We start from the raw sequence: 12,073 nt of genomic DNA, 5'->3' as shown, positions 1-12,073 counted from the left end.
ACGAGCGGAGTGCGCACCGCGGGCTTGGGCCGCGGCGGCGCGGCGCGCCGTACGCCCAGCAGGTCCGCGCCCGTCGTCTGGGCAAAGTCGCCGATCTGCTTGACGACCGCGTCCGGTTCGACCGAAAGCTGCTTTAAAAAGCGCACGCCGTAGCTGTCGTTCTCCTTGAGCAGGTTCATGAGGATGTGCTCGGTGCCCGCGAGCGGCACGCCGCTCATCCGGGTCTGCATGAGGGACATCTCGAGGATGCGCTTGCAGCGCGGCGTGATGTCCGACGGGGTGAGCACCGAGCGGATGCCCTTGCCCACCGTCTTGATGAGCAGTTCGCGCACCTTTTCCGCCGTGACGTCGCATTTTCCCAGCACGGTGAAGGCCACTCCGCTGCCTTCGGCGAGCAGGCCGAGCAGCAGGTGCTCGCTGCCGATATAGGTGTGCCCGAGCACTGACGCCTCCTCGATTGCGCAGTTGATCGCCGTATTGGCCTTCGGCGTAAAGCCGTTGAATTTGAACAAAAGATCACCTCAGAAGTTCGTTTCCCCGCCCCCGAACGGCGTTTCCCTCCGGCCGGCGGCCCGCAGGGCGCCGTAATATCTTATGCGGGAACCATTCATAATATTGTCAGAAGCCCCCGCCGATATGCGCCGCCGAAAGCGGAAAACGCGCCCGCTGTAACCGAAGGGAAGGGAGCGACATAGTATGGGATGAAATCACTAATAGGAGGTCACCTTTCATGGGATGTAACAACTTTGGCGGCAACTACTTCTGGATCATTATCCTGATTATCATCATCTTCGGTTGGGGTTGGGGCGGCAACAGCGGCTTCGGCTTTGGCAACAACGGCGGATGCGGCTGTGGCTGCGACAACAACTGCGGCTGCGACAACTGCGGCGCCAACTACAACAACGGCTGCGGATGCGGCTGTGGCTGCTAATCGGCGGTAAGATCCAAAAAAGAGCGGGAGGCGCGCTGCGCCTCCCGCTCTTTTTCCGTTATTCGGTTTGATCAGCCCTTTTTCACCGGGCGGTCCGCATACTCCCGGTCGCGCCGCTTGCGCCAGGAGCGCAGCAGGTTGATGGAGACCGACGCCGCGACGGCCACGAGCATCATGATCGGGATGAGCCACTTGCTGTAGGCCTCGTCGGACGAGAGCACCTCGGTCCACATCTTATCCATCGCGAGGCTCATCTCGGGCGAAAGCTCGATGAAGAACTCGGTCTTTTCGATCACCTCGTCGGGCGGATAGGCGATCGGGTCCCCGGTGACCTCGGGGTCCATCAGCTCGAGCGCCGCGTCGTTGGGTGAGGAATAGCCGATGTATTCGGCGTTGGCCGCGCCCACCTCCGGTTCGAGCAGGAAGTTGATGAACATCTCTGCGGCTTCCTTGTTCTTCGCGCCCACCGGAATGACCGCCGCGTCGACGAAGCGGTTGGTCCCCTCCTCCGGCACAAAATAGGAGAGGTCGGGGTTATCCGCCATCATCGTGATCGCGTCGCCCGCGTAGTAGGGCGCGATGGCCGCCTCGCCGCCGAGCATCTTGTCGAAGATCTCGTCCATGACGTACGCCTGCACCAGCAGCTTCTGGTCCTTGAGGGAATCGGTCGCGTCGCGCAGCTCCTCCTCCCTCGTCGGATTCATCGAGTAACCGAGCCTTTTCAGCGCAATCGCGAACGCGTCGCGCGGGTTGGAGAACATCAGGATTTCGCCGAGGTACTTCTCGTTCCACAGCAGATCCCAGCTCCCCAGATCCTCCTCGTCGACCATCTGGGTATTGTAGATCACGCCGACGGTCCCCCAGGTGTAGGGGACGGAGTATTTCCCGCCCGGGTCGTAGATCGGGTCCAGGAAGCTCTCGGAGATGTTTTTGAGGTTGGGGATGTTGTCGAAGTCGAGCTCCTCGAGCATCCCCTCGTGGATCATCCGCGCGATCGCATAGTCGGAGGGGATGACCACGTCGTAGTTGGCTCCGCCGCTCTTGAGGCGGGCGTAGAGCTCCTCGTTGGTCGCGAAGGTGGTGTAGTTCACCTTGATGCCGGTGAGCGCCTCAAATTCGGAGATGACGTCCATCCCCTCGTCCGAGCCGTCGGAGATATACTCGCCCCAGTTGTGGACGTTGATCGACACGTTTTTGCCCCGAAACCGCTCATAGTAGGCGGGGTCGGAGACCTCCACCTCCGCGAGGGCGGGCAAGGGGAGCGCCAGCAGCAGCGCCGCGGCGAGCGCGAGGGACAGGAACCGTTTTTTCATCATACCCGATCCCTCGCTTTCATCCGGAGCTCCCGCTCCCGGCGCGCGTCGCCCACGTTGACGAGCAACAGCACGGTGAGCACCACCACGAAGATGATGGTACTGAGGGCGTTGATCTCCGGGCTGACCTTGCGCCGGGTCATCGAATAGATCGTGATCGGCAGCGTCTGGGAGGTCGGCCCGGTGACGAAATAGCTGATGATGAAGTCGTCGAGCGAATAGGTGAACGACATCAGAAAGCCCGCGACGATGCCCGGCATGATCTCGGGGATGACCACCTTGAAGAAGGCCTGCGAGGGACTGCACCCGAGGTCCTGCGCCGCCTCGAAGACGGAGATGTCCATCTGGCGGAGCTTGGGCATGACGTTGAGGATGACGTAGGGGACGTTGAAGGTGATGTGCGCCAGGATGACCGTCGTAAAGCCGAAGTCGAGCCGGATGCCCGCCGACTTGACAAAGACGAAGAGCAGCATGAGCGAGACGCCCGTGACGATCTCCGGGTTGATGATCGGCAGGTAGGTGACGTTCATGACAAGGGTGCGGGACATCTTTTTCATGTTGCGGATGCCGATGGCGGCCAGCGTGCCGAGCACGGTGGCCACGACCGACGAGATCACCGCCACGAGCAGGGTGTTCATGAGCGACTGGATGATCATCTGGTTGTGGAAGAGCTTCTCATACCAGCCGAAGGTGAAGCCGGTCCACGCGCCGCGGGATTTGGACTGGTTGAAGGAGAAGACGATGAGCACCAGGATCGGCGCGTAAAGGAACGCCATGACGATGGCCACGTAGGATTTTTTCAGCCATTTCATTTGAGCAGATCCCCCTTCTCATCGTCTCCGAACTGGTTGGTGATGCTCATGGCGAGCAGGATCAGCACCATCAGCACGAGGGAGATCGCCGCGCCGAGGTTCGGGTTGTAGGCGTTCCCGAGGAACTGCAAATCAATCAAATCGCCGATCAGCAGGTTTCCGCCGCCGCCGAGCATCCGCGAGATGATGAAGGTGGACACCGACGGGACGAACACCATGATGACGCCGGTCGAGATGCCCGGGACGGTCATCGGGATGAGCACCTTCGTGAGGACCTTGCGCGCGTTCGCGCCGAGGTCCTGTGCGGCCTCGATCACGCTGTTGGGGATCTTGGTCATGATCGAATAGAGGGGCAGGATCATGAAGGGCAGGTAGTTGTAGATCATGCCGAGCACGACCGCCCCCTGCGTGTTGATCATCTCGAAGGGGCCGAGGCCGAAATGCGCGAAAAAGCGGTTGATGAGGCCGTTCTTCTCGAGGATGGTCATCCACGCGTAGGTGCGCAGCAGAAAGTTCATCCACATGGGCAGCATGATGAGCATGACCATCGTGCGCTGGCCCGCGCCGCTGTGCCGGGAGATGATGAAGGCGAGCGGATAGGCGATGACCAGGCAGATCACCGTGGCGAGGAAGGCCAGCCACACCGAGCGGACAAGCACCGGCGTGTATTCGCCCACCTGGGAGATGTAGTCGATCGTAAAGGTCCCGTCGGGAGTGGTCACCGCGTAGTAGGCCACCAGCCCGAGCGGCACGAGGATGAAGATCAGCATCCAGACGAGGTATGGGAACGCGGCCGCCTTCGATTTCATCCCTCCACCTCCATCTTGTGCATGATGTGGATATCGAAGGGGTCGACCTCCATTCCGATGAAGGTGCCCGGCTGCTCGCTGCGGGTGGAGTGGATCATCCACTTGTAGCCGTGCGCGTCGACGATCATCTCAAAGTGCACCCCCTTGAAGATGACCGATTCCACGACGCCGGTGATCGGCGCGCGCTCCGGGGAGACCACCTTGATGTCCTCCGGGCGGATGACCACGTCGACCCGCTCGAGCCGGCCGAAGCCGGTGTCGACACATTTAAACTTCTGGCCCGCGAACTCCACGAGGCAGTCGGCGTGCATGACGCCGTCGATGATGTTGCTTTCCCCGATGAAATCCGCGACAAAGGCGTTCTTCGGCTCGTTATAGATATCCTGGGGGGTGCCCACCTGAAGGATGTCGCCGTCCTTCATGACGACGACGGTGTCCGACATCGTGAGGGCCTCCTCCTGGTCGTGCGTGACATAGATAAAGGTGATCTCCAGCGCCTGCTGCATCCGCTTGAGCTCGATCTGCATCTCCTTGCGCAGCTTGAGGTCGAGCGCGCCGAGCGGCTCGTCGAGGAGCAGGACGCGCGGATGGTTGACGAGCGCGCGCGCGATCGCCACGCGCTGCTGCTGGCCGCCCGACAGCTGGTCGATGTTGCGGCGGTCGTAGCCGGTGAGGTTCACCAGGTCGAGCATCTCCCACACGCGGGTCTTGCGCTCGTTTTCCGGCAGCTTTTTGAGCTTGAGGCCGAACTCCACGTTCTCGAACACGTTGAGGTGCGGAAAGAGCGCGTACCGCTGGAAGACGGTGTTGACCTGGCGCTTGTAGGGCGGCAGGTCGTTGATTCTCACGCCATCAAAAAAAACGTCACCGGACTTGGGTGTGACGAAACCGCCAATCGTCCGGAGCGTCGTGGTCTTGCCACAGCCGGACGGCCCAAGCAGGGTAACGAATTCTTTGTCGCGGATGTCGAGATCCAGTCCGACGAGGATGGGGTCGCCATCAAAATCGACGGAGATGTCTCTCAGGCTGACAATGGTGCTTTCTTTCATTTATGCATCCCCCTTTGCGGAATTTAGGCCGTCTTTACGGCCCCCGATGACTTCTTACCGCTTACCCGCAAAAGGAATTCGTTTCCCCGGCGGCGCATCCCCTTTCCCGTGCGCCCGTTCCGCGGAAACACTAATCGCAGCGGCGCCGTTTACCCCGGCGCCGCCCGTTATTAGGCGGCAGTTGATCATCGATTTTTTGCAGATGCAAAAACTGCAATTCCCAATATAGCATACGCAGAAAAAATGTCAATATAAAAGTCCATTATTTTTCGCGATTTTTACGTTTTTATCGGGAAATTTCCGCGAAACCCCAAAAAAATTTTGGAATGCCTCGAAATCCCTGCAAAATCCTCCGCCATGCTGTGATATGCTCCGGTTTTTCCGCCGTCCCTCCCCCGCCCCTCCCCCGTGCCCGCGGGAGGGAGCCGAGGACGGAAAATCCCGTTCCGTCCTCCCCCGCGAAATCCGGGGATGCCGCTCCACGGCCGCTCCACAAAGCCTCCCTCTGAAATACAATGTCCTTTGTAGAAACACAACAAATGCGAACGTCTGAAATCCTCCGCTGTCGGCAAAATGCAGCAAAAAAATATTTATTCATTTTTCCCGCGATTTTATGCAGGATTTCCTGCACGAAGCGGGCCCGGGACGGCTCTGCAAAGGACTTTTCCAAGCGGGCTTCGCGCCGCTCTGATCAGATGGGTATAAGTCGTACCATACGTTAAATTATTCAGTTTTCGGCCGCATCTATTCAAAATTTATTAACATCTTTCACAAAGATTTCACCACTTTTCCTAAAATTATCCCCCCTTGCCGATTGGGTTTTGTTGACATGTGAAGAAAATAAGGGTAAAATATAAATTGACCCGGCAAACATTTTTCTGCATGGACCCAAACGATTTATCCAGAATGAGAAAGGAAGAAAAAAATGAAAAAGTATTTTTCCCTATTCCTCGCGCTGGCTCTGGTTCTAATGATGTTTGCAGGCTGCGGCGGTTCCCCCGAGCCCGCTGCACCGGCCGCCCCTGCGGAGACCCCCGCGGACGGCAGCACCGCTCCCGCTGAAACCCCGGCGCCCGCCGGTGAAAAGCTGAAGGTCGCCAACGTCGTCAACGGCAACCTCGGCGACAAATCCTTCTTCGACTCCTGCGAGGCCGGCCTCTCCCAGCTCGCGGCGGACGGAATCATCGAGTACAAGACCTTTGAGCTCGGCCCGACCGACGCCGACCAGCCCAAATGGCTCTCCACCCTCGAGGAGCTCTCCGCCGACGGCTCCTACGACCTGATCGTCTGCGGCACCTATCAGATGCCCGACTACCTGACCCAGGTCGCGACCAACTACCCCGACCAGAAATACCTGATCTATGACTCCGCCGTCGATCTGCCCAACGTCGTCTGCGTCAACTACAAGCAGAACGACATGGGGTACCTCGTCGGCACCGCGGCCGCGCTGGCCACCTCCTCCGACCTGCCGAACATGAATCCCGAGAAGGTCATCGGCTTTGTCGGCGGCGAGAACGGCCCGGTTATCAACGACTTCCTCGTCGGCTATATCCAGGGCGCGCAGGCCGCCGACCCGGACGTCAAGATCGACACCCAGTATGTCGGCAACTTCTATGACACCGGCGCCGCCAAGGAGCTGGCCAACGTCATGATCGGCCAGAACAAGTGCGACATCGTCTGGGGCGTCGCGGGCGGAGCCGGAAACGGCGCCGCCGAGGCGGCCAACGAGCTGAAGGCCTGGTTCATCGGCGTCGACTCCGACCAGGAGGCCACCTTCTCGATCGCGCAGCCCGAGCTTGCCGCGGTCACCCTCTTCTCCGGGCTCAAGAACATCGGCGATTCCATCATCTGGGTCATCAATGAGCAGCTCGCCGGCAACACCCACTATGGCGAGACCCTGAACCTCGGCATCTCCGAGGGGGCGTCAGTCTGGCCACCGGCGGCAACTTCCAGACCCTGCCCGACGACATCAAGAAGGCCGTCGAGGACGCCACCACCAAGATCACCTCCGGCGAGATCGTGGTCGACACCGCGTTCGGCGACAACGCCGCCGACGTCGAGGCCATCCGCGAGGGCGCCCGTCCGTAAATAAACCGTTGTCCGCTTTGCGCGGATGAAATCTGCAAAGGGGGAGCTTCCGCTCCCCCTTTGCAGTAATTTCCGGCAGGAATCCGTCCGTCCACCCACCACGTCCCAGGTTCCCGGACGCCGCGGCGCGTCCGACTGTATAGAGGGGAGGCAGGTATCCTACTATGGAGGATCGAAGCGAAGTTGTCCGGATGAAGGGCATCACAAAGGTCTATCCAAACGGTATTGCGGCAAACCAGAGCGTGGACTTTTCGGTCCGCAAGGGGGAAATCCACGCGCTGATGGGCGAAAACGGCGCGGGCAAATCCACGCTGATGAAAATCCTCTTCGGTCTCGAGCAGCCCGAGGAGGGGGAAATCGTGATCAACGGCGAGAAGGTCGTGCTCTCCTCGCCGAACGCCGCCATCGCGAAGGGAATCGGCATGGTGCACCAGCACTTCATGCTGGTCCCCTCCCTCACCGTGGCGGAAAACATCGTGCTGGGCATGGAGCCCCGCAAGCGCGGCATGTTCCTCGACTATGCAAAGGCGGTCTCCCTCACCGAGGAGTACGCCGAACGGTACAACCTCCAGGTCGACCCCCATGCCAAGGTCATGGACATTCCGGTCGGCATGAAACAGAAGGTGGAAATCCTCAAGGCGCTCGTGCGGGGCGCGCAGATCCTCATCCTCGACGAGCCCACCGCCGTTCTGACAACACAGGAAACGACCGAGCTCTTCCGCGAGCTCATTCATTTTAAAGAGCAGGGCCACACGATCATCTTCATCTCCCACAAGCTCAAGGAGATCAAGCAGATCACCGACCGGCTCACCATCATGCGCGCGGGCAAGTCGATGGGCGTCTTCGACACCGCCGACGTGTCCGAGCAGGATATCTCCCGCCTCATGGTGGGGCGCGACGTGGTGCTCAAGGTCGAAAAGGAGCCGCCCTCCCCCACCGACACGGTGCTTTCCGTCACCGACGTGCACTACCAGAACGAGTACGGCAAGCAGATGTTAGGCGGCGTCTCCTTCAGCGTGCGCAAAGGGGAGATTCTCGGCATCGCGGGCGTCGAGGGCAACGGCCAGCGGGAGCTGGTGGAGATGCTCTTCGACATGAATCAGCCAGATTCCGGCGCGATCGAGGTCGAGGGCCGCCCGGTCGCCGGGAAGGGCCAGGGCTACATACGGGGGCTGGGCGTCTCCCACATTCCCGAGGACCGGATGCTCTACGGCGTGGCCGCCGCCGGCACGATCGAGGAAAACCTCATCGCCGACCGCTTCCAGAAGCCGCGGTTCAACAAGGGGCCGCTCTTCAAGATGGACGCCATCCACGAGGAGAGCGACCGGCTGATCGAGGACTACCAGATCCTCTGCCGGTCGGGCGGCCAGCAGGTCAAGATGCTCTCGGGCGGCAACATCCAGAAGGTCGTCGTGGCGCGCGAATTCTCCTGCGCGCCCAAGCTGATCATCGCCGACCAGCCCACCCGCGGCATCGACGTCGGCGCGACCGAGTTCATCCGGCGCAAGCTCGTCGAGCTCAGCCGGGAGGGGGCCGCCGTGCTGCTCGTCTCCGCCGACTTAAACGAGATCATCGAGCTCTCCGACAGCCTGATCGTCTTTTACGGCGGCGAGATCGTCGCGTACTTTGAGGACACCTCCACCCTGACCGACCTTGAGATGGGCGAATACATGCTCGGCCTCAAGCGCCAGTCCCCCGAGGAGATAAGGAGGGTTATCCATGCGTAAAAGCCTCAAATTTGAGATCATCCGCGGGGCGGCGGCCATCCTCGTGGCGCTCGCGGTGGCGATGGTGTTCATCTTCATCATCAGCGACGTGCCCTTCCAGGCGCTCTACAACCTCATCGTCGCGCCCTTCACGCGGATGCGCTACATCTGGATCATCCTCGAGCGCATGATCCCGATCATCTTCACCGGACTTGCCACCTGCGTCATGTTCAACGCCAACCAGTTCAACCTCGCGGGCGAGGGCGCCGTCTTCTTCGGCGGGCTGGTCGCGGGCGCCTGCGCCATCTACCTGCGTCTGCCGCCCGTGCTGCACGCCGCCGCCTGCATCGCGGCCGCGATGCTCGTCTGCGGGCTGACCATGCTCATCCCCGCCCTGCTCAAAACAAAGCTCGGCGCGAGCGAGATGGTCTCCTCCCTGATGCTCAACTACATCCTTTTGCAGCTGGGCGTCTACATCCTCAGCTACCACCTCGCCGACCGCACCCAGGGCGCCACGATGTCCCACAAGTTCCTCGACACCGCGATCATCCCCACCCTCGTCCCCAAGACCAATCTGAGCTGGGGCATCGTGATCGCGCTTGTGGCCACCGTGCTCGTCTCGATCTTCATGTACCGCACCCGCTGGGGCTACGCCATCCGCATGATCGGCATCAACCAGAGCTTTTCCAAGTACTCCGGCATGAAGGTGGCCGCCACGGTCGTCATGTGCCAGGTCGTCGGCGGCATGCTCGCCGGCATGGGCGGCGCGGTTGAAATCCTCGGCTACTACGACCGCTTCAAATGGCGCCAGCTTCCCGGCTACGGCTGGGACGGCATCACGATCGCCATCCTTGCCAAAAACAACCCCATCTTCATCCCGCTGGCCGCCTTCTTCATGGCCTACCTGCGGCGCGGCTGTGATTTGATGCAGCTCAACACCGACGTGCCCGCCGAGATGCTCAGCATCATCCAGGCGGTCATCTTCCTCTTCTTCGCGGCGGAGCAGTTCCTCTCCAAATACCGCCACAAGCTGGTGGTCAGGGACGCCAAGGACGAGATCGCCGGGAAAGCCGCCGAGAAGGAAGCGAAAGGAGTGGAAGCCTGATGCTGGAAAACATTCTGGGCATTATCTTCTCCATCCCCTTCGCCTTTTCCATCCTGCGCATCACCACCCCGATCCTCTTCGCCGCGCTGGCCGCCGTCGTGGCCGACCGCGCGGGCGTCACCAACATCGGCCTCGAGGGCATCATGATGATCTCCGCCCTCACCGGCGTCATCTTCTCCGCCTGGACCCAGAGCGCCGGCGTCGGCCTGCTGTGCGCAATGGTCATCGGCATGCTCGTCGCGTTGATGATCGGCTTCTTCGCCCTCATTCTCAAGACCGACATCATCCTCGCCGGTATCGCCGTCAACATGCTCGGCAGCGGCGGCACCATCCTCTTCATGTACCTCGCCAGCGGCGACCGCGGCTACTCCGCCAATCTCGCCAGCAAGGTCATGCCGTCAATCGACATCCCGCTCCTCAAGGACATCCCCGTGCTCGGGCAGATCCTTTCGGGGCACAACGTCCTGACCTACGTGGCGCTGCTCTGCGTCTTCCTCGTGTGGGTGCTGCTCTACAAGACCCCCCTCGGGCTTCAGATCCGCTCGGTCGGCGAAAACCCCAACGCGGCCGATTCGGTCGGCGTCAGCGTCAACCGCATCAGCTTCATCGCGCTGGGCATCTCCGGCGTGCTCGCGGGGCTGGGCGGCGCGTTCATGTCGATGGGCTACATGTCGAGCTTCAACACCAATATGACAGCCGGGCGCGGCTTCATCGCGCTGGCGGCCGAGGCGATGGGGCGCGGCGAGCCGCTCGGCACCTTCCTGACCTCCCTGCTCTTCGGCTTCGCCGACGCGCTGGCCAACAACCTGCAGAGCCTCGGCTTCCCCGCCGAGCTGGTCAAGATGACCCCCTATGTCTTCACCATCGTCGGCCTGGCGGTCTACGCGGCCAGCACGATGAACAAGGCGAAAAAGATCCGGCACCACAGCAAAGCCAAAAAAGCGGGCGCCGCGCAGGCGGGCGCGTAACTGAAAAATCCGGGCCGGGGAGGGGCGACGCTCCCTCCCCTTTCCCGCACAGGAGGGACTGCCATGAAAAAAATCCCCATCATCCTCGACGGCGACCCCGGGCATGACGACGCGATTGCGTGGATGCTCGCCAACGCGTCGCCCCTGCTGGACATCCGCGCCGTCACCTCGGTCTGCGGCAACCAGACGATCGAAAAGACCACCTACAACGCGCTGCGCATCATGACCCTCATCGGGCTGCGCGCGCCGATGGCGCGCGGGCGCACCGGGCCGCTCGTCTCCGAGCCGATCGTCGCGCCGACCGTGCACGGCAAGTCGGGGCTCGACGGGCCCGACCTGCCCGAGCCCGCCTTTGAGCCGCTGGAGATGAGCGCCGTCGAGCTGATGGCCAAGGTGCTCTCCGAAAGCGCGGAGCCGGTCACGCTGGTGCCCACCGGCCCGCTCACCAACGTCGCGGCCCTGCTGCTGGCGCACCCTGAGCTGAAATCCAAAATCAGGGAGATCTCCCTGATGGGCGGCGGCCTCCACCACGGCAACTGGACCCCCGCCGCGGAATTCAACATCCTTGTCGACCCCGAGGCGGCCGACCTCGTCTTCCGTTCGGGCATCCCGATCATCATGGCCGGGCTCGACGTCACCGAGCAGGCGCTCGTCTTCCCCGAGGATTTCGAGCGCATCCGCGCCCTCGGCAACCCTGTCGCGACGGTGGTCGCCGAATGGCTCGACTTCTTCTACGGCTTCCACCGCGCCAAGGGCTATCCCGGCGCGCCGGTGCACGACGCGGTGGCAGTCGCCGCCCTGATCGCGCCCGAGATTCTCACGACCGAGGAGCTGTACGTCGAGGTGGAGACGCAGGGCGACTACTGCCGCGGCGCGACCGTCGCCGACTACTACCGCCTGCACGACCATAAGCCGAACGCGCGCGTCATCCTCGGCATCGACCGCGCCGCCTTCGTCGACCTGCTGGCAGAGGCCGCGAAATCCTATGGGGAGGTATCGGCATGAACAGACGGCCCATCATCATCGACTGCGACCCCGGCGTCGACGACGCCATCGCCATCCTGCTGGCGCTGCGCGCGCCCGAATTCGACCTGCGCGCGCTCACGCCGGTCGCCGGCAACGTCCCGCTCGACCGCACCGCGCCGAACGCCCTGAGCATCCTCGAACTGGCGGGCGCGCGGGTGCCCGTCTACCGCGGCGCGGAAAAGCCGATGTTCTGCGAGCTGCACACCGCCGCCGAGATTCACGGGGCGGACGGCCTGCACGGGTTCACCCTGCCGGAGCCGAAAACC

Annotated in this window: 12 protein-coding genes; 7 read left to right on the top strand and 5 right to left on the bottom strand. The window is 61.9% G+C overall.

All coding sequences use genetic code 11. The features are described from left to right. The coding region (locus ACZO3G_RS13320) for a Clp protease N-terminal domain-containing protein (RefSeq protein WP_486847331.1) at positions 1-512 on the bottom strand (512 nt) is incomplete at its 3' end. Positions 513-730: 218 nt separating this feature from the next. Between ACZO3G_RS13320 and ACZO3G_RS13315 the strand changes: the two genes are divergently transcribed. Continuing rightward, positions 731-931 carry a hypothetical protein gene (locus tag ACZO3G_RS13315; protein ID WP_101551007.1) on the top strand — a complete coding sequence of 67 codons (201 nt, stop codon included), beginning with the start codon at positions 731-733 and terminating at the stop codon, positions 929-931. Between the two features lie 71 nt (positions 932-1,002). On the opposite strand, the gene ACZO3G_RS13310 is transcribed toward ACZO3G_RS13315, so the two are convergent. The 4 genes from ACZO3G_RS13310 to ACZO3G_RS13295 are packed head-to-tail and all read right to left on the bottom strand — an operon-like array spanning position 1,003 to position 4,914. Then, on the bottom strand, positions 1,003-2,244 hold the full coding sequence (locus ACZO3G_RS13310) for an ABC transporter substrate-binding protein (RefSeq protein ID WP_276871117.1): 1,242 nt from the start codon (positions 2,242-2,244) through the stop codon (positions 1,003-1,005). Beyond that, the gene (locus ACZO3G_RS13305) at positions 2,244-3,056 is read right to left on the bottom strand and encodes an ABC transporter permease (RefSeq protein ID WP_101551011.1); all 813 of its coding nucleotides are present in this window, start codon (positions 3,054-3,056) and stop codon (positions 2,244-2,246) included. The genes ACZO3G_RS13310 and ACZO3G_RS13305 overlap by 1 nt, the downstream gene beginning before the upstream one ends. After that, positions 3,053-3,865 (bottom strand): ABC transporter permease, encoded by an 813-nt coding sequence (locus tag ACZO3G_RS13300; RefSeq protein ID WP_101551013.1) that lies wholly within the window; start codon positions 3,863-3,865, stop codon positions 3,053-3,055. The genes ACZO3G_RS13305 and ACZO3G_RS13300 overlap by 4 nt, the downstream gene beginning before the upstream one ends. Continuing rightward, entirely contained in the window at positions 3,862-4,914 is a 1,053-nt protein-coding gene (locus ACZO3G_RS13295; RefSeq protein WP_276871122.1) for an ABC transporter ATP-binding protein, read from the bottom strand. Before ACZO3G_RS13295 ends, ACZO3G_RS13300 begins: the two co-directional genes overlap by 4 nt. Positions 4,915-5,839: 925 nt before the next feature. Here ACZO3G_RS13295 and ACZO3G_RS13290 point away from each other — a divergent pair. From ACZO3G_RS13290 to ACZO3G_RS13265, 6 genes are all read left to right on the top strand, one after another. Next, positions 5,840-7,006 carry a BMP family ABC transporter substrate-binding protein gene (locus ACZO3G_RS13290; RefSeq protein ID WP_486847330.1) on the top strand — a complete coding sequence of 389 codons (1,167 nt, stop codon included), beginning with the start codon at positions 5,840-5,842 and terminating at the stop codon, positions 7,004-7,006. A gap of 160 nt (positions 7,007-7,166) precedes the next feature. Then, positions 7,167-8,729, top strand: coding sequence for an ABC transporter ATP-binding protein (locus ACZO3G_RS13285; protein ID WP_276871124.1), 1,563 nt, complete (start codon positions 7,167-7,169; stop codon positions 8,727-8,729). Then, positions 8,722-9,813: an ABC transporter permease gene (locus ACZO3G_RS13280; RefSeq protein ID WP_101551021.1), complete on the top strand. Its 1,092-nt coding sequence runs from the start codon at positions 8,722-8,724 to the stop codon at positions 9,811-9,813. Before ACZO3G_RS13285 ends, ACZO3G_RS13280 begins: the two co-directional genes overlap by 8 nt. After that, positions 9,813-10,781 carry an ABC transporter permease gene (locus ACZO3G_RS13275; RefSeq protein ID WP_121585792.1) on the top strand — a complete coding sequence of 323 codons (969 nt, stop codon included), beginning with the start codon at positions 9,813-9,815 and terminating at the stop codon, positions 10,779-10,781. Before ACZO3G_RS13280 ends, ACZO3G_RS13275 begins: the two co-directional genes overlap by 1 nt. A gap of 63 nt (positions 10,782-10,844) precedes the next feature. After that, positions 10,845-11,786, top strand: a complete 942-nt coding sequence (locus ACZO3G_RS13270) for a nucleoside hydrolase (RefSeq protein ID WP_277138447.1) — start codon at positions 10,845-10,847, stop codon at positions 11,784-11,786. Next, on the top strand, positions 11,783-12,073 hold a 291-nt coding region (locus tag ACZO3G_RS13265; RefSeq protein ID WP_486847328.1), incomplete at its 3' end, for a nucleoside hydrolase. The genes ACZO3G_RS13270 and ACZO3G_RS13265, both read left to right, overlap by 4 nt.

This window comes from Anaerotruncus sp. (genome assembly GCF_057433415.1).
This window is presented reverse-complemented; position numbering and strand designations above follow the sequence as displayed.

Coding starts and splice junctions, on each gene's coding strand:
- ACZO3G_RS13315 (WP_101551007.1), top strand. CDS start 731: ATGGGATGTAACAACTTTGGCGGCAACTACTTCTGGATCATTATCCTG.
- ACZO3G_RS13310 (WP_276871117.1), bottom strand. CDS start 2,244: ATGAAAAAACGGTTCCTGTCCCTCGCGCTCGCCGCGGCGCTGCTGCTG.
- ACZO3G_RS13305 (WP_101551011.1), bottom strand. CDS start 3,056: ATGAAATGGCTGAAAAAATCCTACGTGGCCATCGTCATGGCGTTCCTT.
- ACZO3G_RS13300 (WP_101551013.1), bottom strand. CDS start 3,865: ATGAAATCGAAGGCGGCCGCGTTCCCATACCTCGTCTGGATGCTGATC.
- ACZO3G_RS13295 (WP_276871122.1), bottom strand. CDS start 4,914: ATGAAAGAAAGCACCATTGTCAGCCTGAGAGACATCTCCGTCGATTTT.
- ACZO3G_RS13290 (WP_486847330.1), top strand. CDS start 5,840: ATGAAAAAGTATTTTTCCCTATTCCTCGCGCTGGCTCTGGTTCTAATG.
- ACZO3G_RS13285 (WP_276871124.1), top strand. CDS start 7,167: ATGGAGGATCGAAGCGAAGTTGTCCGGATGAAGGGCATCACAAAGGTC.
- ACZO3G_RS13280 (WP_101551021.1), top strand. CDS start 8,722: ATGCGTAAAAGCCTCAAATTTGAGATCATCCGCGGGGCGGCGGCCATC.
- ACZO3G_RS13275 (WP_121585792.1), top strand. CDS start 9,813: ATGCTGGAAAACATTCTGGGCATTATCTTCTCCATCCCCTTCGCCTTT.
- ACZO3G_RS13270 (WP_277138447.1), top strand. CDS start 10,845: ATGAAAAAAATCCCCATCATCCTCGACGGCGACCCCGGGCATGACGAC.